The organism is Nocardia pseudovaccinii (assembly GCF_050942345.1).
Taxonomy (GTDB): domain Bacteria; phylum Actinomycetota; class Actinomycetes; order Mycobacteriales; family Mycobacteriaceae; genus Nocardia; species Nocardia pseudovaccinii.
Genome location: NZ_CP192074.1, coordinates 8,317,924 through 8,339,690 on the forward strand (window position 1 = coordinate 8,317,924; position 21,767 = coordinate 8,339,690).

23 protein-coding genes are annotated in these 21,767 nt (G+C 63.8%); 10 read left to right on the forward strand and 13 right to left on the reverse strand.

The annotated features are described in order from the left end of the window. The first annotated feature begins 12 nt into the window (after positions 1–12). Positions 13–432: a nuclear transport factor 2 family protein gene (locus tag ACQPZ2_RS37720; RefSeq protein ID WP_433522770.1), complete on the forward strand. Its 420-nt coding sequence runs from the start codon at positions 13–15 to the stop codon at positions 430–432. Positions 433–547: 115 nt separating this feature from the next. Here the strand turns inward: ACQPZ2_RS37720 and ACQPZ2_RS37725 are convergent, their stop codons facing one another. Then, the gene (locus ACQPZ2_RS37725; protein ID WP_433522771.1) at positions 548–1,945 is read right to left on the reverse strand and encodes a lipase family protein; all 1,398 of its coding nucleotides are present in this window, start codon (positions 1,943–1,945) and stop codon (positions 548–550) included. Between the two features lie 456 nt (positions 1,946–2,401). Between ACQPZ2_RS37725 and ACQPZ2_RS37730 the strand changes: the two genes are divergently transcribed. After that, positions 2,402–3,034, forward strand: coding sequence for a TetR/AcrR family transcriptional regulator (locus ACQPZ2_RS37730; RefSeq protein ID WP_433522772.1), 633 nt, complete (start codon positions 2,402–2,404; stop codon positions 3,032–3,034). Between the two features lie 32 nt (positions 3,035–3,066). Beyond that, positions 3,067–3,921 carry a class I SAM-dependent methyltransferase gene (locus ACQPZ2_RS37735; protein ID WP_433522773.1) on the forward strand — a complete coding sequence of 285 codons (855 nt, stop codon included), beginning with the start codon at positions 3,067–3,069 and terminating at the stop codon, positions 3,919–3,921. A 1-nt stretch (position 3,922) separates the two neighbouring features. Here ACQPZ2_RS37735 and ACQPZ2_RS37740 read toward each other — a convergent pair whose 3' ends face one another. From ACQPZ2_RS37740 to ACQPZ2_RS37750, 3 genes are all read right to left on the reverse strand, one after another. Then, on the reverse strand, positions 3,923–4,630 hold the full coding sequence (locus ACQPZ2_RS37740; protein ID WP_433522774.1) for a haloacid dehalogenase type II: 708 nt from the start codon (positions 4,628–4,630) through the stop codon (positions 3,923–3,925). A 6-nt stretch (positions 4,631–4,636) separates the two neighbouring features. Then, complete coding sequence (locus ACQPZ2_RS37745) at positions 4,637–5,275, reverse strand: class I SAM-dependent methyltransferase (protein WP_433522775.1); 639 nt, start codon at positions 5,273–5,275, stop codon at positions 4,637–4,639. 163 nt (positions 5,276–5,438) lie between these two features. Further along, a complete protein-coding gene (locus tag ACQPZ2_RS37750) occupies positions 5,439–6,662 on the reverse strand; it encodes an FAD-dependent monooxygenase (protein WP_433522776.1) in 1,224 nt (407 codons plus the stop codon). A gap of 233 nt (positions 6,663–6,895) precedes the next feature. Here ACQPZ2_RS37750 and ACQPZ2_RS37755 point away from each other — a divergent pair, with 233 nt between their 5' ends. Continuing rightward, positions 6,896–7,651, forward strand: coding sequence for a methyltransferase domain-containing protein (locus tag ACQPZ2_RS37755; RefSeq protein ID WP_433522777.1), 756 nt, complete (start codon positions 6,896–6,898; stop codon positions 7,649–7,651). A 315-nt stretch (positions 7,652–7,966) separates the two neighbouring features. Here ACQPZ2_RS37755 and ACQPZ2_RS37760 read toward each other — a convergent pair whose 3' ends face one another. From ACQPZ2_RS37760 to ACQPZ2_RS37780, 5 genes are all read right to left on the reverse strand, one after another. After that, entirely contained in the window at positions 7,967–8,344 is a 378-nt protein-coding gene (locus ACQPZ2_RS37760) for an Rv3235 family protein (RefSeq protein WP_433522778.1), read from the reverse strand. 355 nt (positions 8,345–8,699) lie between these two features. Beyond that, positions 8,700–9,893: an ROK family protein gene (locus ACQPZ2_RS37765; RefSeq protein ID WP_433522779.1), complete on the reverse strand. Its 1,194-nt coding sequence runs from the start codon at positions 9,891–9,893 to the stop codon at positions 8,700–8,702. A 60-nt stretch (positions 9,894–9,953) separates the two neighbouring features. Further along, the gene (locus ACQPZ2_RS37770) at positions 9,954–11,195 is read right to left on the reverse strand and encodes a sugar ABC transporter permease (RefSeq protein ID WP_433522780.1); all 1,242 of its coding nucleotides are present in this window, start codon (positions 11,193–11,195) and stop codon (positions 9,954–9,956) included. Continuing rightward, on the reverse strand, positions 11,192–11,962 hold the full coding sequence (locus tag ACQPZ2_RS37775) for an ATP-binding cassette domain-containing protein (protein ID WP_040691774.1): 771 nt from the start codon (positions 11,960–11,962) through the stop codon (positions 11,192–11,194). The genes ACQPZ2_RS37770 and ACQPZ2_RS37775 overlap by 4 nt, the downstream gene beginning before the upstream one ends. A 75-nt stretch (positions 11,963–12,037) precedes the next feature. After that, positions 12,038–13,120, reverse strand: coding sequence for a sugar ABC transporter substrate-binding protein (locus tag ACQPZ2_RS37780; RefSeq protein WP_433522781.1), 1,083 nt, complete (start codon positions 13,118–13,120; stop codon positions 12,038–12,040). Positions 13,121–13,435: 315 nt separating this feature from the next. On the opposite strand from ACQPZ2_RS37780, the gene ACQPZ2_RS37785 reads away from it, so the two are divergent. The 5 genes from ACQPZ2_RS37785 to ACQPZ2_RS37805 all read left to right on the forward strand — a co-directional run bounded on the left by ACQPZ2_RS37785 (position 13,436) and on the right by ACQPZ2_RS37805 (position 16,599). Further along, entirely contained in the window at positions 13,436–13,918 is a 483-nt protein-coding gene (locus ACQPZ2_RS37785; RefSeq protein WP_433522782.1) for a VOC family protein, read from the forward strand. Positions 13,919–14,085: 167 nt separating this feature from the next. Beyond that, positions 14,086–14,397: a WXG100 family type VII secretion target gene (locus ACQPZ2_RS37790; RefSeq protein WP_433522783.1), complete on the forward strand. Its 312-nt coding sequence runs from the start codon at positions 14,086–14,088 to the stop codon at positions 14,395–14,397. Next, the gene (locus tag ACQPZ2_RS37795; protein ID WP_433522784.1) at positions 14,387–14,674 is read left to right on the forward strand and encodes a WXG100 family type VII secretion target; all 288 of its coding nucleotides are present in this window, start codon (positions 14,387–14,389) and stop codon (positions 14,672–14,674) included. The genes ACQPZ2_RS37790 and ACQPZ2_RS37795 overlap by 11 nt, the downstream gene beginning before the upstream one ends. A gap of 6 nt (positions 14,675–14,680) precedes the next feature. Further along, positions 14,681–15,979 carry a putative toxin gene (locus ACQPZ2_RS37800; RefSeq protein WP_433522785.1) on the forward strand — a complete coding sequence of 433 codons (1,299 nt, stop codon included), beginning with the start codon at positions 14,681–14,683 and terminating at the stop codon, positions 15,977–15,979. Beyond that, a complete protein-coding gene (locus ACQPZ2_RS37805) occupies positions 15,976–16,599 on the forward strand; it encodes a HEAT repeat domain-containing protein (RefSeq protein ID WP_433522786.1) in 624 nt (207 codons plus the stop codon). The genes ACQPZ2_RS37800 and ACQPZ2_RS37805 overlap by 4 nt, the downstream gene beginning before the upstream one ends. Before the next feature lie 30 nt (positions 16,600–16,629). Here ACQPZ2_RS37805 and ACQPZ2_RS37810 read toward each other — a convergent pair whose 3' ends face one another. Beyond that, positions 16,630–17,043: a hypothetical protein gene (locus ACQPZ2_RS37810; protein ID WP_433522787.1), complete on the reverse strand. Its 414-nt coding sequence runs from the start codon at positions 17,041–17,043 to the stop codon at positions 16,630–16,632. Between the two features lie 66 nt (positions 17,044–17,109). After that, positions 17,110–18,447 (reverse strand): hypothetical protein, encoded by a 1,338-nt coding sequence (locus ACQPZ2_RS37815; protein WP_433522788.1) that lies wholly within the window; start codon positions 18,445–18,447, stop codon positions 17,110–17,112. A 403-nt stretch (positions 18,448–18,850) separates the two neighbouring features. Between ACQPZ2_RS37815 and ACQPZ2_RS37820 the strand changes: the two genes are divergently transcribed. Continuing rightward, entirely contained in the window at positions 18,851–19,168 is a 318-nt protein-coding gene (locus ACQPZ2_RS37820) for a hypothetical protein (protein ID WP_433522789.1), read from the forward strand. 440 nt (positions 19,169–19,608) lie between these two features. On the opposite strand, the gene ACQPZ2_RS37825 is transcribed toward ACQPZ2_RS37820, so the two are convergent. Both ACQPZ2_RS37825 and ACQPZ2_RS37830 read right to left on the reverse strand, forming a co-directional pair. After that, positions 19,609–20,850, reverse strand: a complete 1,242-nt coding sequence (locus ACQPZ2_RS37825) for a hypothetical protein (protein WP_433522790.1) — start codon at positions 20,848–20,850, stop codon at positions 19,609–19,611. 14 nt (positions 20,851–20,864) lie between these two features. Beyond that, a complete protein-coding gene (locus ACQPZ2_RS37830; protein ID WP_433522791.1) occupies positions 20,865–21,716 on the reverse strand; it encodes an inositol monophosphatase family protein in 852 nt (283 codons plus the stop codon). Positions 21,717–21,767 lie beyond the last annotated feature (51 nt).

Genomic DNA, 21,767 nt, shown 5'->3' on the forward strand with positions numbered 1-21,767 from the left:
AGGATTGGCCGAATGGACGCACAGACGAGCAAAGATGTGATCATCCGAGCCTGGCGCGAATTCGCGACCCAGGACTCCGACCGCATTGCCGCGGTATTCACCCCGGATGCCGAATGGCTCGCACCGCCGCAGAACGCCACCGCCCGCGCGCTCGACGGCACCAATCACCTGGTCGGTCGTGACCGCATCGTGCACTTCCTGACCACAGAGTTTCCGGCCGTGTTCGTATCCGATCGAAGCGTGCAGTTCACTGCCGTCATCGCCGAGGGCGCGACGGTCGTCGTGGAGGAGCGGATGCAGGCGACATTGATGAACGGCAACCACTACGACAATGACTACTGCTTCATCTTCGAACTGCGCGACGGTCTGATCCACCGCGTGCGCGAGTACATGGACACCCGTCGCGCAGAGGAAATGTTCAGCGCCGACTGAGAGTGCCATCTCTTCGGCAGCTATGGCAACAACTTCGGCCCGATCATCGAGGGCTCCAGCACGGCACCCGCTAGCTCACCTCCGGTCCGGATCGGCCGATCCGGACCGGAACAGCTCACTTCACGCCGATGGGCTTACCGAAGAATGAGGCGAAGGTCTCGCCGAAAGTCGACTTCAACAGCTCGATTCCGTTCGGATCCAAGGCCAACCAGCCCACATCGGCGGTGCTGCAACCCTGTTGTGCCGGAACACCATTGAGCCGGTCACGCAGCCACAGAAGGGCGGGCGCAGTGCCCGACACCTCGGTGACAACATGCTCCGCAAAGTGCTCGCGGGTGTATTGCACACTCGCGGAAGGGCTTTGGCAGTAGGCATCGACCAGCGTGTTGACCTGACCCACCGGAATGATTTCATCCGGATTGCCCTGCCAGATGTACATCGGCATATCGGGTACCGACTTACCCATGCGGGTCCTGTCGAGCACATCGACGACCGCCGGGTGCTCGATCGGATCGCCGGGCACCCGGAGCATGCCCTTCAGGTTCAGGAACGGCAGCAACGCGGATACATACTGCACACACAGCCCGCCCTGCACAGTCGACACCGCCCGGCCGAGCAGATCGATATTCCCGTCGATGAATCGGGCGAAATCCGGATACTCGCGGGTGAGCCCGTTGATGGCGCCCAGGACCAGACCGGAGGTGAGCTGGTTGTTCGCGACATTCAGCGTCACCCCGAGATCGGCGGGCACACCGCCCTCGGCCGCGCCGACGATATTGAGCTCAGGCGCATAGCCCTGCTTCAACTCGGCCGCGTGACCGGTGGCAATGGCGCCGCCGGAATAGCCGTACATCCCGATCCGGGTATCCGGCGCGAGCCGCATCGGCTCGAGATTGCGTGCCGCGCGGATGCCGTCGAGGGTGATCCGCCCGGCCAGCGGTCCGGCCGCGTAGGCATTGTTCGGTCCCTGATGATCGGGAATGACAACCGCCCAGCCCTGCTGCACCGCGCCCTGCTCAATCACCCACTCGGCAGGAGCGACGACCTGACCGACGAACGGACTGACCGAAAACTGTTGCAGCGCATAGGAAGGTGCACAGTACCCCGCCAACGAATCCTCGGCGATCTGCATTGATACGAGCTTGTCCGGTGCCGAACCGCGCGGCTTCACGACCGTCGCGACCGCTGGAATCGCCTCGTCCCGGCTGTTGTTCGAGCGGTAGGAGACCTGCCACGCATCGACATTCACCGGAATCAACCCGAAGTTGGCGACATTGACCTGCCGAGCCGAGATGATCTCGCCCGGCGCCTTGCTCGCTACGAGCTCTGCGGCCGGATGGTAGAAACCCGGATCCAATTCGGGCGGCAGCGGAACCGGTGCCGCGGGTTGCACCGCAGCCGGATCCGCTGGCGGCTCGGCGACCGTGACCGCGGTCGTCGCGAGCAGTGCGATGGCCGTGACTCCGGCCGAGAAAATGATTCGCCGGGCGCGACCCGCTAGCGGATTGATCAACTTCCAGCCCCTTCGCCTACTACTGTGAGACCGCTCCGTCTCACATGTTGGCGACTATGGCACAGACGTGATGTGCATCGCAACAACGGCCGCAGTCTTGGGCAGAAATAGACCCGATTCGCCGACTCGATGTGCCGAGCGGCGGAATATGCCGTAACTTTCGGTTCACCGAACCGGCCGGTTGGTGCCGGAAAGCTTGCTGGGGAAGCTCCGAGGAAACATGCACGTGCTCAATGAACCGGTCTCGACGGTTCTGTATTACGTCTTCTTGCTCTTCTACGGCGCACAGGATGCGCTGGGCAGATCCTTCATCCTGGGCTGACCGAGCCGTCACAGCACACCGAGCAGTCCGCGTGGCTGCTCGGATACCGTGGTGCTTGTGACCGAGCACAGCGAGGGAACCAAAGACACAGCCCCCTTGGTCGCAGCGCAGCCGAGCGCCAGCGAGGCGGAGCTGTGACCATCGTGGACAGGCAGTACGGCGGGCGCGCGGTGAGCGAGCGCAAGGCCGAGCGACGGCAGCGGTTCCTGGACGCCGCCATCCGGACCTTCGCCGAGCGCGGCTATGCGGACTGCTCGCTGGCCGATGTGTGCACCGCGGCCGGGCTGTCCAAGCGGCAGTTCTACGAGGAGTTCCAGACCAGGGAAGACGTGCTCATCGCGTCCTACGACTACATCCAGGACCAGTCCGCATCTGTTGTCGGGCAGGCCGTCGCAGCGCTGGGTCCGGATACGGATATCGCGGCCGGGCTCACCGCGGTGCTGACGGCGTTCATCGGTTCGATCAGCTCCGATCCGTACCGGGCCAAGGTCGCCTTCGTCGAGGTGGTCGGGGTCAGCGAACGCATGGAGAAGCACCGCCGTGAGCGCCGCCACGCGTGGGCGGGGGCAATCGAGGCGCTGCTCATCTCGATCGCGGGCCCGGATATCCGCGTCCGTGGTGGAATCACCTGGGCGGCAAGCGCACTCATCGGCGCGATCAACGGCGTCGCGCACGAATGGATTCTGGCCGACCCGCGCCCGCCGATCACGCAACTGGTCGAGGTGCTCGCTCCCATCGCCACCTCGCTGATCATCACCGAGGAATAGCGCGCCGGGCAGCGTCCACGTAAGTTCGGCGTATGCAACTCGGTCAGCCAAGTCGCACCGCGCTCGCCACGGCCTACGCTCGCGCCTACCATCAGATCGCGGGTGAGCCGCGCATCTTCACCGATCCGCTGGCCGTTCGGATCGCTGGCATCACGCCAGATCAACTGGCCGACTTGGAGACCACGAAATATCAGGATGACACCGACATGCGTCGCCGACGCCGTCTGTTCCTGGCCGCCCGCGCGCGCTTCGCCGAGGACACCGTTGCCGACGCCGTGGCGGCGGGCACCCGGCAGGTGGTGATTCTGGGTGCCGGACTGGACACCTTCGCCTACCGCAACCCGCATCCGGATGTGCGGGTGTTCGAGGTCGATCATCCCGATACCCAGGAGTGGAAGCGACAGCGGCTCGATGTGGCGGGCATCGAACTTCCGTCGTCGCTGATCTTCGCGCCCGTCGACTTCGAAAGCCAGACGCTCGCAGCAGGATTGGCTGCCGCCGGGTTCGATCGGCGTCGGCCGGCCGTGTTCGTGTGGCTCGGTGTCATCATGTATCTGACTCAGGACACGATCCTGGACACCCTACGGTTCGTCGCGGGTCAGGCGACACCGGTGCGGTTGGTGTTCGACTATATCTATCCCGCTTCGGCTTCCAAAGGCGAGGAGATGGATCAGCGCACCGCGCGAGCCGATTTGGTGGCGTCCATCGGCGAGCCATGGCTCAGCTTCTTTACCGCCGATGAGATCGCAAATATCTTGCGGGAGGCGGGATTCGACCGAATCGACGATCGCGACGCACCGCATCTCGTCGCCGGTTACCTCGGTATCAAGCCCCGACAGGGCTCCATCGCTCCGCCACATGTGCTGTGTGCCATGCGAACCGGGTAGGTCAGCAGCCGAGTTGGTCTGCGAGATCGAGGAAGTCGGTGGCGTTGACGTCGAAATCGTCGTCGAAGGAAACGTCCACGTCACCACCGGCGCCGAACTCGAGTGGCCGTGCGACGAAGGCCGTACGGAAGCCCAGTGCGCCCGCAGCCTGGATGTCGTATTTGTGGCTGGCGACCATCATGATCTCGGCAGGCTCCAGCCCCAGATACCGTGCGGCCATGCGATACACCGTGGGGTCGGGCTTGAACGCACCCGCCATCTCGGCGGTGAACACCGCATCCCACGGCAGCGCGGCGCGCTTCGAGATGTTCACCACGGCGGCGACATCCGCATTCGACAGGGTCGCGATCGTGAATTCGCTTGCGAGCCTGGTCAATCCGGCGACGACATCAGGCCACGGTTCGAGTCGTTGCCAGGCGAGTGTGAGATCGGCGCGTTGGTCGGGCGACAGGTCGATGCCGTAGTCACCCAATAGGCCGTCCAGTGCGTTGGCGTATACCGAATGCACGGTGACCCAGTTGTCTCGGTCGGGCTCCGCTTTCCGCAGCGCGGCGAAGTACTCGGCGCGCCAATGGTCTACGAAACCGGGCCAATCGATGTGGCGATATCGAGCACCGCCGATGCGGCGCGCGTCCGCGCAGACGGTCGAATGAAAATCCGTCGCCGTACCCTGCACATCGAAAAGTAATGCTCGCAACACAATTCGCACCTTTCCCTACCCGCGCTGGACCAGCAGATAGCTGCGTCGGCTCGGATGTTCGGTATCCGGATGCGGTTCACGGTCCAACCGCGCCTCAGGAACCAGACCAGCCCTGACCAAGGCTTCGGATTCAGCGTCCGGGTCCAGGTAACGAAAGGTGAGATCAACCTGCTGGCCCCACCAATCGGTGAGCGTCTTGGCCCCACCATCCGGAAAGTCCGCATCGCTGGTGTGAAACGCGATGAGCGCGTGCCCACCCGGCCGCAACACCCGCGCGAACTCCGCATAGGCCGCCGCCCGCTGGTGCTCGTCCAAATGGATCACCGCATAAAGGCAAACCACCCCCGCCAACGATTCCGCCCGCACCGGCAGCGCGGTCATATCGGCCGCCCCAACCGCCACCGAAGTAGTCCGCCGCGCCACCCCACACATCGCAGGCGAAAGATCCATCGCGATGGCCCGCACTCCCCGCCCCGCCAGATAAGCAGCGACATGCCCAGGCCCACAACCGATATCCGCGACCACACCGCCGTCGGTGAGTTCGGCGAACACCTCCAGCATCCCTCGATCCAACGGCTTCCCCCGCAACTCATCCCCGAGCTCATCGGCATAACGCTCGGCCACCAGGTCATAACTGCGCCGCGTGCCGATCATCCAGCCAGCGTAGTTCCGCCTCGCAACCCGCGCCTGCCGTGGACCCACCGGCCACGGGAGACGGCCGGCCACAGCGCCGACCAGGCCGGCTCGAGCGGCGCATTGCGAACTCGCCGCCGAGCACACCGGGCAGTCGGTGGGAACGTACGGCGTTATGTGATACCTACGGCCTGGCCGACGAGGTGATCGGCGGTCCGGCCGGGGCCCCGGAGTCCGGCACCCCTGCGTAGTCGGGCAGTTCGACGCCGTTGATCGCGCGCTCGACCAACTCGGCGAACCACTCTCCGGTGAAATCGGGGCCCGGCTCGGCGTCCGGCCCGGGGACGTCGCGGCTGCGGGCGTTCAGTTGGGCGATCTCCTGGTTGGCCTCGACGAACGAGCGCATCCGGTCCTCGTAGGCGGCGAACCCGGCCTCCGGGTCCCACCCGGCGGCGGCCAGCTCTCCGGCCAGCAGGTAGGCGCCGACCAGGGCCAGCCCGGTGCCCTGCCCGGACATCGGCGACGAGCTGAACGCCGCATCCCCGAGCAGCCCCACCCGCCCGCTCGACCATCGGTCCATCACCACCTGGGCGACCTGGTCGAGGTAGAAGTCCGGGGTGTCGTCCAGGTGCGCGAGGATGCCCGGGGTCAACCAGCCCAGACCGGTCATCCGCTCACGAAGCAGGCGCTTCTGGGCCGCGACATCGCGGTAGTCGACGTCGAGGTCGGCCGAGGGGAAGGAGAACATCGCCATCGCCCGAGTGGCGTCCTGGATAGGCCGCAGACCGGCCGAGCGCCCGGACTCCTGGTACTCGATCAGCCACTTGTCCAGCCCGAACTCGTTGGGCACGCTGTAGAAGGCCAGCACGTGCCCGAGGTGGCGGACGAACTGCTCGTGCGGCCCGAAAACCATTGTGCGCAGCGCCGAATGCAGTCCGTCCGCTCCGATCACCAGCTCGAAACGCCGCCGGTCACCGCCCGCGAAGACCACGTCGACCCCGTCGGCGTCCTGGGTGAGCTCGGCGATCCGGTCGCCGAAAATGTATTCGACACCGTCGCGGGTGTCGTCGTAGAGCACCTGCGACAAGTCACCGCGCAGGATCTCGATCTCCGCGATGAATCCGTCGCCGCCGTCGTCGTCCACGCGGAAGGTCTCCAGCACGTTGCCGTCCGCGTCCACGGTGTGCGCGCCGATGGTCTGGGTGCAGGCCGCGCGCACCGCCGGGTCCAGCCCCATGCGCCGGATGACCTCCTTGGTCACCCCGCGCGCGTCCACCGCCTGCCCACCCGGACGCAGCTCGGGGGCCCGCTCCACCACGGTCACCTCGGCTCCACGTCGGCGCAGCCAGTGGGCCAGCGCGGGCCCCGCGATACTCGCCCCCGCCACCAACACTCTGGTACCGCTCACTGTTGCCTCCCACTCACCCCGCCGGATCACTGTCCGGATCGATTGCTTCTGCTCTGACCCACCGCTGTCGGTGTATCCAGAGGTATCGACGACGGATCCATCCAGAATTCATCGGTGCGGCTGAGCGTAATTCGTTGTGCCGGTCGCGCGGTGTCTGTTTGGCTCTGTCAGTGGAATGGGTAAGGGAGTTCTACTCCAGAAGCGGTTCTTGGTGGGGTGGCGCCGAGGCTCGGGTGACCGACCGGGACCGTCAACGGGTGGATCTGCTACGGGCGCATGGGATTCCGGCAGGGCGGATGCTGGAGCTGGGGTCGGGGTATGGCACGACCGCTGCGGCTGCGGCCCTGGCGGGCTACGCCATGACCGCGGTCGAGGTCAGCGACCGTGCGGACTTCACCAGCAGTGTGGCTCGGGGCGTGGCTCCCGGCTCTTTGACCGTTCACAAGACCGACTTCTACGAGGTTCGTCTCGATGGGCGATTCGATGCCGTGTGTTATTGGAACGGTTTCGGAGTCGGTTCCGATGCCGACCAGCGCCGATTGCTCCGCCGAATCGGGTCCGAGTGGCTCGAGCTGGGCGGAACGGCCCTGATCGACGTGTTCAACCCGTTCGTGTGGTCTCGATGGGATGGCGACGAGGAACACCGGGTGCCGGATGCCGCCGTCGGCTACACCCACGAGCTCAGAGAACGGATTCGTTTCGACCCGGTGACCTGCACTGCGGTCGATACGTGGTGGGAGTCGGACGATCCCGACCACGAAGTGAGTCAGTTCCTGCGCTGCTATACGCCAGCCGATCTGGTGCTGTTGCTCGAGGGAACGGGGATGTCGCTGATCGGAATCGTCGTGGAGGAAGAGGTGGTGCCCGTTTCGGAGCACCCTGGCCTGAGCGTCCTGCTTCGGGAGGAGTTCGAGTACCTTGCGGTGCTGCGTCGGGCTGACGACGGTTGTCCGGCAGTGTCTTCGGACGGCGAGCATCCGCTCATGTGAGTGGGTGGCCTCAGCGCTTGTAGTGGCTGGTGTTGTCGGCGGTGACCAAACCCACACCGGCTCGACCGAGCGGACTTGTCGCAGAACGAGGCTCACGAGCAAACGACGCATCTCAGGTAGCGTCGGCGCAGATCGTGCCTTTGTCGGCTGGCTGGTTCCCCTTCTGCGGCAGTGGCTTTCGAGGCGGCCGAACACGATCCAACACCACACATCACATCTACAGCACGCACTCACAAGTGCTGTTGCAGTATTGGGCCAGCCACGGTGCGGAACGAAAGTCCGCACCGTGGCGACCATCGGATCGCGCGCCGAGAATTACCGCACCCGGAAAACGGTGAGCCGCCAGTCCGTTGAGCGGGTGCGGGCGATGCGGGCGGCGATGGCGAAGTGCTGGCGGCCGCGGTCGTAGGTGGCGAAGACCTCCGCGGTCGACGCGTCGACCATCATGAGGCCCGCGCGGTAGAGCACCGCCACGCCGAGTGCGCGGCCGGGTGCGAGGTCGGCTCGGACTATGGTCCGCACCGCAGAGACCACCGCGGGCGTGGCCATGGTGGTGAGTTGGGCGACGGGGCGGCGGTGGTCGAGTATCTCGAGTGCCAGCCGCAGCGCCCGCTCGACGAATTGCTGTGCCGTCGAATCCAATTCGACGACCGGTGGCAACTCGGCATGCCCCGCACTGAGTGCCCGCCGCACACCAGGCGGACCGGATCGTCCGGTCTGATCATTCCGCGATAACGGCGTGCGGCACGGCGACGCACGCGGCGGATCCTCGACTTCCGCCCGGCTCCCAGCCGGACGGTACGGCAACAACGGCGGCTCAGTCCTCGGCGCATACAAAAACCCCGACGGATGTCTCTCCAATGAAGCACCCCCCAAATGAGTTCGAACTACTACCCCCAACCCCAGACCGCCCCAGCATTCCACGAATATCCCCCCAGGTAAACCACCCAAGCGACCGCTCTGGCGTCAACAATCAAGATCAGGTGGCACTGGTGCCGGAGGCTTCTCGGCTGATGCCTGCACAGATTCCACCTGATCTTGATGCGAGTCAGCCGGAGATGCGGGCCAGGGTTTGGAGCGGGTCGGTCAGGACGTCGGCGAAGGCCAGTTCGGCGGCACCGACGAGGGGGGCGTCGTCGGCAAGTGCGGAGGTGCGCAAGCGAACTCGCTCACGCACCGCGAGCAGACCGTTCACCGCGAGCCTGCTGCGGACCTGCGCGGCGGAGGCGAGGTAGATCTCGCGAAGCACCCCACCGAACACGACCATCGTCGGATTGAAGATATTGACCAGGTTGGCGACGCCGTACCCGAGCCAATCCCCCACCTGGTGCAACGCATCTCGGGCAGTGGCATCACCACGCGCGGCAGCGTCCACGATCGCCTCCACCGCCGCACGCCCGGTGAGATCCGCCCGCCCGGCGGCCGCGATCAACGCGAGCTCGCCCGCCTCGGCCTCCAGACAGCCGTGCGACCCACACGTGCAAGCCCGCCCACCCGGATTCACGATCATGTGCCCGACCTCGCCGCCGTATCCGCCCTCGCCACCGAGCAGCTTGCCGCCCATGATGATTCCGCCCCCGATACCGACCTCACCGTGCAGATAGATCATGTCCGCGACCCCGACGCCGACGCCGCGCTCCCGCTCGGCAAGCGCACCGAGGTTGGCATTATTACCGACCACTACGCGCAACCCGAGTCGCTCCGAAAGCAGCGCCCCGACCGGCACATCCACCCACCCGATATTCGGCCCGTACCGAACGACCCCGTCCTCCTCGCGCACCATTCCACAGAACGCGACTCCCACACCCACACACACCGTTCCGGGCCCGGATCCGCGAATCATGTTCTCCGCGAGGTCCACCAGCGCACCGATCACATCAGTCGGATCGAATGTCCCACTGGGACGGCGCGTTTCCCGCCGATCGAGCACCACCCCGCCCAGGCCGACCCGAGCCACCGCGAGCCGATCCGCCCCGACATCCAGCGCCAACCCGTAGACCCGCTCCGATTCCGGCCGCACCACCAGCGACGGCCGCCCCGCCTTCCCCGTCTGTCCCGGCAGCTCCTCGCTGACCAGACCGGCGGCAGCGAGGTCGGCGGTCAACGCCAGAATGGTGCTGCGATTGAGCCCCATTCGCTCGGCGAGCGCCGTCCGCGACATGGGTCCGCTGGAGTGGACATGCCGCAGCAGCACGGCAAGGTTCTGCCGCCGGATCTCGTCCGGGGAAGGTGCAGCTCTCATTCGGGCGAACCTCCTCCCGGTCGCTGGCGACCTTGCAGGTCGCTCGAAATGGTCAGTCGGTCAACTTCCTGGCAACGCACGCTTGCGCGAGAGCGCGTCCACTCCCGCTGCCAACAGCAGCACGAATCCTGTCACAACGAATTTGGTGCCCGCGCTGTAGCCCATCAGGCCCATTCCGTTATTGATCACCGCGACCACCGCCGCACCGAGCACCGCGTCGAGCATCCGGCCGCGCCCGCCGAACAGACTCGTCCCGCCGATCACGGCCGCTCCGACAGCGGTCAGCAACACATCACTGCCGCCGGTATTCGGATCGACGGAGTTGGCCCGCGATGCCGCGATCAGCCCGCCCACCGCGGCCATCGTCGAACACAGCACGAAGGCACAGATCTTGATCCTGTCGACCGGAATGCCCGCCCGCCGAGCCGCTTCCGCACTGCCGCCGACCGCGTAGATATGTCTGCCGAACGAAGTGCGGTTGAGCACGAACGTCCAGAGCAATAGCAGCGCGACGATCAACGGCACCACGATCGGCATGCCCTTGAGCGAGTTGATCGCCGGATTGCGGCTGCGTTCGTCATTGAGGATCAGCACCGCAGCGCCCGCCACCACGGCGACCGCCGCGATCCGCAGTGCGATCACCGGCGCGGTCTCACCGGTGAGACCGAGTTTGGTGCGCGCCCGCAGTTTCCGGTATTGGATCAACGCGAATCCGGCCAGCAGCACCACATACATGACCCAGCCGAGCCAAGGCGGCACATTCTTATTGGCGATCGCGACGATCGTCTCGTCGTGGATCGAGATATTGCGCCCGTTGTCCATGATCTTCAGCGCGACACCCTGCAATGCCAGGAACGCCGCCAATGTCACCACGAACGAAGGGATTCCGATCTTCACGACGATCGCGCCGATAATCAGCCCGATCGCGACACCGGTGAGCAGCGAGACGAGAACCGCCGCGTACCAGGGCCATCCCTTATCGGTGAGCAATACCGCGAGCACCGCCGCACACACGCCACTGGCGAATCCGGCCGACAGATCGATCTCACCGAGCAGCAATACGAAGATCAGTCCCATGGCGATCACCGCGATGGCCGCGCCCTGGGTCAGGAGATTCGCGAAATTGCCCTGCGTCATGAACACCGGCCGCGCGATCCAGAACACCACCGACAGCACGGCCAGCGCGATAATCGACGGCAGCGCACCCATATTCCCGCTGCGCACCCGTCCGACATACGAGTTGACCAGCTCCGTCACCGGCGAGGACGTGGCCTCGAACTTATCCGTAACCACGGCGCTCATACGCTTGCTCCATTTCCGAGGCCGAGACTTCCGCTGCGACCGGCGGTGATCAGTTCGACGACCTGCGCGTGCGTCACGTCGGCGGTGCGCACCTGGGCCGCCATCCGGCCGAGATACAGTGCGGCGATCCGATCCGAGACCGCGAAAACGTCGTTCATATTGTGCGAAATCAACACCACCGCAAGGCCTTTGTCGGCGAGTCGGCGAACCAGTTCGAGCACCTGCTGGGTCTGAGCGACACCCAGCGCGGCGGTCGGCTCGTCCAGGATCACCACTTTGCTGTTCCACAGCACGGCTTTCGCGATCGCGACCGTCTGGCGCTGACCGCCGGACAGGCTCGCCACCTGCTGTCGCACCGACTTCACCGTCCGAACCGATAAGCCCGCCAGGGTCTTTCCGGCCAGCTCCTCCATCCCGTACTCGTCGAGGACCAGGCCGTGCTTCTTCTCCCGGCCGAGGAACATGTTCTGCACGATGTCGAGGTTGTCGCAGAGCGCGAGATCCTGGTAGACGATCTCGATCCCGAGGTCGGCGGCGTCACGCGGACTGTGCACACGCACCGGTTTGCCCTCGAACAGGAATTCACCCGAATCGATCGGATGGGTGCCGCCGATGCACTTGACCAGGGTGGACTTGCCCGCGCCGTTGTCGCCGACCAGCGCCGTCACTTCACCTGAGTACGCGGAGAACGCGACCTCGTGCAAGACATGGACGGGACCGAAACTCTTCTCTATCCCGCGTAATTCGATGACCGGGGTATCCGGCATGGGTGGAGCTCCTCAAGTTGGGCGCCCCTTCCGCGATCCCCTCATCGAAATCGCGGAAGGGGCGTGGTAACACGATCAGCGGACCCCGTTATCCGCGCAGAGCTTGGCGAATTCGCCGGTGCACAGCTCGGCCTTGGTGACATAGCCGTCCGCGACGACGTCGTTCACGTTCTCCTTGAAGATCGCCTTCGGTTCCAGCAGCACCGCGGGCACTTTCGCCTTCGCCTCGGGATCGTCGACGGTGCTGTTCGCCTCGCCCTTCTCCCCCTTCGCGAGTGCGATCGCCAACTTCGCGCCGGCGTCGGCTTCCAACTTGATGGCCTTGTAGACGGTCATGCACTGATCGCCCGCGAGCACGTTCTGCAAGCCCTGGACCGTGGCATCCTGGCCGGTCACCGGGATCTGGCCGTTCAGCTTCTGCTTCTTCAGCACCGCGATCGCCGCATTGCCGAGCCCGTCGTTGGCCGCGACCACACCGCCGAGATTCGGCGTGCCGGTGAGCATCTGCTCGAAAATGGTGCCCGCCTTGGTGTTGTCCCACTCCGGCACCGCCTGATCCGGCCCCTTCGCATACTCACCGGAATCGAATTTCGGCTCGAGCACGCTGTCGTAACCGTTCTTGAACAGCGTCGCGTTGTTGTCGGTGGGGCCGCCGTTCAGATACGCGACGATCGGATTGACCGCCTTCTTATCGGTGAGGCACTTGGACAGCCCGTCCCCCATCAACTTGCCGACCTTCACATTGTCGAACGACACATAGAACGGCGCCCCGCCGCCGAGAGTCAGCCTGTCGTAATCGATTACCGTCACACCCTGCGACTTCGCCTTCTGGATCACGGCCTTGCCGGTCCCGCTGTCGAGGTTGGTGATCATCAGCACCGAGGCGCCATTGGTGATCATCTGATCCGCGATGGTCTGGAAGGCGTTCTTATCCCCCTGCGCGTTCTGGATATCCGCCTTGATCCCCGCCGCGTCGAACGCCGCCTGCAGATACTTCCGATCCGCCGTCTCCCACCGCGCGGATGTCTTGCTGTCCGGCAGGATCACCCCGATCTTGGCGCCCCCACCCCCGGAGTCCTTGTTGTCGTCCCCGCAGGCAGTGAGCGAGGTGAGAAGCGCGACCGATACGGCCGCAATGCCGAGGATCCCCTTACGCATGAGGGTGAGCCTTTCGTCGAACTACCGCCCGACCAGGCCGGGCAGCGAATGTTGTTTGGTGCAACATATTCCACTGTGACCCGAAGCACAGCCGTTTCGCAAAGATATTTGTTGTTCGCCATAACAATCCGGCCACAGCGGGTCTGCGGGGCTCGGACCGAACACTCGCGCACGATCGGTCGGCCTTCAAGGTGATGCCGGACGTCGACGCACAGGCCATCCGCCGCCCGACAAAGGCGGACTGATCGATAGGCGTCCGCCTCGCCGCACCGAGTACCGTTATCCCACCCGCCGTCGACGCAGAGGACCCCGCCGATGCCGCTCGGAATCAATAAGATCCGCCAGGTAAAGCTCCCCGTCAGCAACCTCGCCAAGAGCGTCGCCTGGTACCGCCAACTCCTGGACCTCGAACCCGTCTTCGAGTTCTACGAGGACGACGCCGTCCGCGGCGTAGTCCTCCTAGAACCCAACGCGGACCTCCACATCGGCCTCCGCGAACGCGCTTACTGCGCGAGTCACCCGCACCTGAACGACTTCGACGCCTTCGCGCTCGAGGTCGACTCGCTCGATACCTTCACCGAACTGATCAGGCGTGCCGACGAACTAGGCGCTCCTCACGGCGAGATCCACGACCGGGGGCCGTATGGCGCCGCCCTCGACATCAGCGATCCCGACGGCACGGTGATCCGGTTCCTGTACGAACCCGATACCTACCCAACCGGTTTCGCTGGCCTGGAATTCGGGCCAGACGGCACCCCGATCGGCTACGAGCAACCGCGACTCGACGACAAGCCATGAATCCGTCTGGGCCCGTTCGCATCGAGGGCCAGTTGGTCGATCCAAACCGACGGAGCGCAGCTTCGTTCGTTCGTTACAGAGTGGGGTGCCTCCGATAGGATCGACGTAATAGCAAGTGGCGCTTGGAGAATGTCGTGGGGGAACCGTCATCAGATGCACAGTCGTTGGTGGCTGTGCCTGCCGAGCTGGTTGATGCCGCGAAGGCAGTCAAGTACCTGCTGGATGGACTCACCTCCGGGTTCAAGTCGCTCGATACGGACGTGGAGTCGCTGCTCCGGACGTGGCAGGGATACCAGGGTGGACTGTTCGAGGAGGGATACGCCGAGGTCAAGCAGGGATTGGCAGACCTGTTGGACGCCATGGGGGATACGACGGTCGCGTTGAACACCAGCGCTGAGTCCTACCTCGAACAAGAGCATGTGAACACCGAAGCCATCCAGTCGGTGGCATCCTCATTGGACCTACCCGATGCGTCATAGCGTGGATCTGGAGGTACTGGACTCGGTCATCGCGCGGATGAAGGGTTTCGAGGGCTTCTTCAACGACCAGATCACTGCCTTCGACAGCGCGATCAGCAAGTTGCAAGGGGGGTGGGAGGGCAATGCGGCTGCCGCGCAACAGGACTCCCATCGCAGGCTCATGGCCGCCGCAGAAGAAATCCGCCAGGGTGTCGAGGACATGCGGTGTGCGGCCGAGGCCGCACACCAGCGGTACAGCGCAGCAGTCGCGGCGAATGTCGAGATGTGGCGGGGCTGAGCCAGATTGACGCAGCTCGATGTCGACCCGGAGCTATTCTACGAGCTAGCCGGGGCCTATAGCTGGGCCAGCCGCGCCGCATCGGCAGCGCTGCTGAAGATGGATCAAGAGCTACGCGCGGCCATCAATATGAGCGGCAGCGATACCGGCGGAACCGAGTGGGGCGGAAACTATTTCCGCTCCGGGATCGAAGCATCGGTCACTGCTGGTATGGCCACCGACGTGCTGGTTCGGATGGCGGCATTGATTCGGCAGAGCGGGGTCAACCACGATCAATCCGAAAATGCCGACGACTACAACACCCCCGGTGGTGCGCTACCCGAAGCCGACCCAGGCGGCCAAACCGCTACGGCGCGACCATTGAAGAACCCTGCGGGCGGATCCAGACCGGAGCCCATGGGCTGGCGCGACGTCATGGGATCGATCAAATGGATCAACGGTGACACCGCAAAACTGCAGAATGCAGCAGACAGTTGGCTGGCGGCGGCAAGCGCCTACCAGGCGCTCGACAGCGAGATCAAAGTCAAGATGAAGCGCCTGCTCGGATCGAGCTCACCGGAAATTCCCGACATCGACAAAACCAACAAGACCGTGCTCGACGCGGTGAAGCTGCTGGCCGATGCCATGCGTCAGCAGAGCGGCGCCACAAGCGGATACGCCGACATCCTCACCGCGGCGCAGGAGGGAATCGAACGCGAACTGCAACTTCAAACGGTGACCCAGGCGATCAACGACGTCAACGAGGCGACCATCGGCAAACCGATCGCACCAGCGATCCGCATCGCCGCCGAACTCGAAATACAGCTCAGCCGCAGCCGTATTCACGCCATCTTGGATGGGCTGGCCAACGCCCGCGACGTAACCAACGGCACCCTCAACGGGGTATCTACAACGGTGGTCAACACCGTGAACACGAAGTTCAAGCCCGTCCTCGACCTGCAGCTCAAACGCCCACCCGAGCCGACCTCCGCAGAGCAGAGGCGTCGCAATAAACTCGAAGGCGCCAAAGCCGAGGCCCGCGCCGGAATCGATCCGACCAAGCCCAAACAATCGATACCTTCCGTGACCGGCGCGACGCGGCGCATTCCCGACGACCTCGACACCAGCAACAAGAGGTTGACCGAAGTCAAGAACGTTAAGCGCCAGGAGTACACGGATCAGATCAAAGACTTCGTCCAGTTCAGCCAAGCCAACGGCTACGAGTTCGTACTCGTCACCGACAACAGCACGGAGCTCGCACCGGACATCGAAGCATTGATTCAGCAAGGGAAGATCAAGCACGTGAAGATGGACTTCAAGAGTTGACCCCCACCGACGACACCTCCGCTGCACAGCTCCTCGCCGATTACCACAAGGTGGGCGGTTACGCGGAGACGATCCCCGCGATCGCCCACGCCGTTTCCATCACACCCGCGGTCATCGACGTGCTGTCGCAATGGTTGGTCGAGTTGGAAACCAGATGGCCAGGACCGGAAACCGAGGGCCGCGGACTGGCACGGTTGACTCTGGCACAATCCTTGGGGCGCAAGGAAGCTCGCAAGTCTGCCGCGGTCGCAGCCTTGATCGCGCAGTTCGATGAATCCAAGCAGATGAGCTCGTTTGCCCGTTGGTCGGCTGGTAACGCGATATACGACATCCCGGCGGATATCGAATACTTCGATCAACTCTCGACCATCGCCGCTAACCGAGCCTTCGGTACTGATCGCCAAATGGTGGTGGCCTGGCTGGGGAAATCCCGGCACCCGCAAGCCGCTGCTGTCGCGGTCTCCCAACTCGACGACCCCGATGTACAGGGTCACGCGCTGGAAGCGCTGGCGAAACTCCGCGCCCAAGGTGTGCGGGAGTACATCGAACCGTTCCTGACATCGAAGAACAAATACCATCGCCGCTCAGCCGACAGAATTCTCCGCTATGACCAAGGCTGACCGGCCATTATCCCACACGGGCTGCAGTTGCTACCAGATCCGCCGCTGCGCGGTGGATGCCTCCAACGCACCGCCGACCACAACTTCCCCCTGAAGCTGGTAGGGCTCCAAGACATTCAACGCAATACCTTCAGCATGCTCGAGAAACACCTCGATGCCGTCACCGCCGGTTTCGGGCAGCCGGACATCGACGACCAGTGCGGCCGCACGAACCTGGGCGCGCATCGCAGCGACCGCTCGGGCGTTGGATTCGTTTGCCTGCTGGGCAGACTCAGCGTCAACCGCGATCAGCTTCGTCGCACCTGAACCGTCGACGACCAGCCCGAACGGGAAGAACTGTCCACGCTCCGAAAGTTCCCGCTCGGCCAAGGTCAACGCCTCGTCAAGCAGCCCATCCAGATCGGACTGCGCCTCATCCGAAGCAGCCTCCCTCCAGGCAACCACTGATCTCCCTTCACAACTCGCTAGATGACCGAACAGGTGGAAACGCGGGTTCGTGTCGCACTCAACTCACGCAACAAGCAATGCTCGGGACCGTTCATTGAAGTCTGCGACCAAGGGGTGGGGCCCGAACGACATCATTCGACTTCGAACGTCTCGCACGGCTTCAACCGACCGCGAGGACTTCACCTTGCTGGAGAGGTTCAACGTCCGGACGGCGGCGGCGTGGGCTGCTTCGAGGTCGCGATTCTGAATATGGGCGACTGCCAACGCGGCCGATGACAACGCACCTCGGCGTGCTCGATTCTGGTTGCGGGCGTGTGCGATTGAACGGCGTGCGTGCGGTGCGGCGTCCTCTGGTTGTCCAAGATCCCGGAACGCATTCGCCCACTCGCCGCAGATGTACGCCTCGTCAATGAATTTCGCCCACTCAGGTTCCTTGTCCGGTACGACGTTGGCGAAGGCGTGTTCAGCGGCATTCACCGCCTGTGCGGTACCAACCTTGTCACCTACGGCTGCGAGGGCTCGTGCTTCGAGAGTCCACAGGTCTGCCATACAGGCGGGTGAGTTGACCTTCGACAATCCTTGGCGACCGGCCTGAGCGAGTCGGCGGCCCTCATGCGGGTGGCCGAGCAGAGTCGCTTGATCAGCGAGACCCGCGAGAACGTGAGCGCCAAGTGCGGCATCTTTCGACTCTTCGGCGAGACGCAGGGCCTGGATCAAGTACCGCTGAGCGGTTCCATGCTCGCCGTTGTCGAACGCCATCCACCCCAAGAGATAGGTCTGTTCAGAGGCCGCCTCGCAAAGTGCCTGGCGAACCTCTTCGGTGTGCGACCGGCGAAGCAGCGGATATACGTGTTCGTTCATGTAAGCGGCAAGGACCAAACGGCCCGATCCGCCGCCCTGGAAGATGTCCATCTCCTGGAACGTGCCGAACATGTTCTTCACGGCCGTCACATCTTCGAGCCGGACCGTTTGCCGCTCGTCCGGCAACTGGTCGAGGGTGTTGAGAAGCCAATCGCGAGATGGACCGATTGCCGCGATGGCGGCGAATGGTGCCGCCGCCAAAAGCTTCCTTCGGTCCACGTCTGCCCTCCCGAGATCTGCAACTGCTTCCACCGTTTCGTCCAACGATGCGCTGTAGGTGAGCGAACGGTCAACTGCCGATGCATCGCCAAGACCGAGGTCGTATGTGGTGACGCGGTAGCCAAACCGAGTGGAGAACAGATCCGCGAGAAGAGCCGGGACCGGTGGCCGCGGATGTTCGCCTTCGTCAACCCAGCGGCGCACGCTGGAGGCGTCCGGCCTGACATGGTGTTCTCCTCGTTCGAACGCGAGGGTGCGGACTTGTCGTGCCAGTTCTCCACGACTCCACCCCGAACGGGCCAGCAGCCCTTCGAGCTGCACATTAGGACTCTTCATCCTGACCATCCGTTGGTCTAGTCGTGGCGGTGGGCGAATTCACCACCATTCAACACCCCTGGCAAGACCTTCGCGGCGGGTCGGAGCAACCAGACTCAGTTGTGCGCTCGGAACAAATGTCTCTCTTCCCCGTGAGGAAGTTTCTTGGGGGCCGGGCGCAACCAGCAGCAGTCGATTGCCAGGGGAGGTCAGCAATGTCAGATCACGTACTACCACAACGAGTTCCGTTCGTTGGGCCTCCGATCCCCCAGCCTTGCATGGCCGTTGAAGTGGTCGAGATGTTCGCAGCCGCAGTGCGGGAGTGGGCAGACGACGACACCGAATCGTCCCGGCGGCGGGGTGCCACGTCCCCCGCCGCCGGGCGCACCAACCACACCGAGGGGTAGCAATGCGCCGGGATAGGTTGCGCACCACGGAATCACCGGATGGCCGCAAGATCGCGAAATGGCGTCTCAACGGCACGGTCGCACAGATACACCAAGTCCAGAACCGAGCCGATTCGTCACCGGCCTACCGGTGGCCGGAACACAAGCAAGTGCCCAACGCCGAACGCGGTCTCGTACTGTTCGATGAAGCGTCGCCGCCTGATCTGGCTACCGCTCGCGAGATGTTCCCGGGACATGGTGATCTCTGGGACGCGATCCGGCACGAACGTCTGTTGTTGATCTTCAGGCTGGCCGAACTCCCGACGGCGGGTGAGCAGTGAGTGAACTCGAAGAACGGCTCGGGCGGCTCGGAGCTGCTGCAAAGTCCGCTGGCTACGGGCTGCGCCCGAAGTACCACCAGCCATATGGCTGGGAGCTGCACACACCCGAGGATCATGCCGTGATGTACGGATCGCTCGATGAAGTCGAAAGATTCCTCGGCACAACGGCATTGATCGCTCCGCTAATCGACGCTGGCCTTGCCACCGACCATCAACATCGCCGGGACAGCGCATGAGTGTCTGCCCTCTCGCGCCCGTCAGCTCCGTGGCAAGACCGCCAGAGTCGCACCAAACCGACACCAACAGCGGGATTCGATACCCGAATGGGTCTGGACGGTGCACAGCGGGATCATTTCCGCGCGAGCGGCGGCCGGGCCGGACGCACCCAAACGTCGGAGCGAGTCCTCGGCCGAACGCATTGAGGGGCAGCCGCCACTGCCTCACATGCCGCGGACGAACTCGCGGTAGAGGAATTTCTGATGAAGGCTTTCCAGAGTTCCTGAATACCGACGGAATGGGACCAGGGCGAGGCGGAGGGATCTGGTGGTGGGGATGCTTGTGCCCCAGTCCGCTACGGAGGCAACGGCATCGATCAGACCGGCCTCCGTCTCGTTGGTCTCCGCGGTGTCGAGGCCGAGGCGTCTGAGGAGTTGGTCTCGGACGCCCTCGATGTCGAGTTCTAGGCGGCGGGCTTCCTCTTCGGTGTTGCAGTGGGATAGGGCTCGGCGGAAATCTATTGCGCGGGAGCGGTACTCGTCGATTCGGCCGCAGATCATCTCTAGCCAGCGCTCGTCGCTGTGGCGGCCTCGGTCTCGTAGGGACCACAGTCTTCCGCCGAGTAGCGGCAGTTCGTACTCCAGCAGTTGAAGACGTCTGCCGTGGCGGCCACCGGCGACCTGACGGATCTCGGTCGGGATACCGCGGACGGCGGAGATGACCTCCTCAACGGTGTTTTCGGGAACGCCGTCATCGAAGAGGTCGAACATGATCGAGAAGTCGCGGCGGAGTGGATGTGGTGTGTAGGCAATGGTTTTCACTTTTGCGCGTGCCGAGTAGCGGAGGGAACGCACCAGGGTGGCGATAAGCCAGAGTTGCTGTTCGCTATCTGTGATCAGGTTCCGGAACTGGCCTTCCATCGCGAAGGACGATGCCCTTGCCCACTGGCCGAAGGGGTCTCGCTCGACGCCATCGGCACCCGCCAACATGTCGATGCGGGCGCCATGGTGGCTTTGGTTTCTGACGTTCTCCGATTGGTAGTCCGCCCAGGCGGCGATCTTCGTCAGCATCCGTTGGCTACCGCCGTGCTGTTGTACTTCGCGGTCGGCTCGACGGGTCTTGTCGATCAGCTTCAGGAGGGTTTCGACGCCGGTCGTTTTGAGCGTCTCCAAAGCGGTGTGCTCGGCCCCAGCCAAGGTGACTTCTTCGTTGCCTCGGATCGAGAGTGGCACAGCGATCCTCAAATCGAACAGATGCCGGAGTATGCGGGGGAAGTCTCCGTAGTCGGCGGGGGTCGGGTCCAGCTTGGTTGGATGCGGGACGAGTACCTCGTCGAAGTAGATCAGGGATTGGACCAGCTCGGCATAGCTTTGTTGAGCGAAAGGGTCGCGTGGCCGAGTAGGTGATGCCTGGTTCTGGGAGAGAATGAACTCCTCTGCACTGATGAAAGTGGTGACGTCCACCATGACTCGATGCGACATCAACTGCTCCGGGACTCCGCCAACAGATTGACGAACCATCGGACGCAATCGGGCTCGCCTGCGATTGTTTCGGCGAAGGTGGGCTCACGCTGATGGAGGAAACCCTCATCGAGCGGCAGAGGGCTGCGACCGTCACCCGCAGTTGCAACGCGCCCCATAGCTAGGGCGAGGCCGATACCTGCCACGCCATCCCACACTTTTTGATCGGGGCGGTAGAAGAGGTCGTACTGGTGATCGGAAGTCGCTGTCCACGTGGATAAGTCGATGGATGCGCGCACCATGTCCAGCGTCTGGGATGTGGTGCGTATCTTCATGGCGCAGCCGATCTCGGCGAGGTTGGATTCGAACGCTCTAGCCTCGGAGTACTTGCTCCGTGTCATCGAGGCTCGGCGAGGTGTAGGTGTAGGTGGTAATCGCTTGGCGGGCTGGCCATTTGCAAGCACCTCGTCAGCCCAGTGGATCGCGATGGGAGTGCGGCCGACTCCTAGTTCGGGGGCAAGTACGTAGGCCGCTGTGGGGACGCCTGCGTCGAGACGGCATACCACGCTGCAGAATTCACGTCCCTCTGGGGAAACGAATTGGCTGGTGCCATCGATCGGGTCGATGACCCAGGTCGGGTCGCCGGATGTGGGCAGCTTTGGATCATCTTCTTCTGCGACGAATCTGGAGCCGGGGAAGTGCTGCTCGACAGCGTTGACTATCGCCTCTTGTGTCGCCAGATCAGCCTCGGAGAGGAGGGTGTTGTCGGCTTTTCGGTCGACGTGCAGGGTAGCCAGATTGCGGCGATACCGGCTGAGCAACGGCATCAGCTGGTCATCGAGTGCTTCCCACAACGATCCAACGCCACCCACGCGGCCCTCCCGCACGTTGTTGTGTTTCGTTGAGCGTAGCGGCCTGGTACG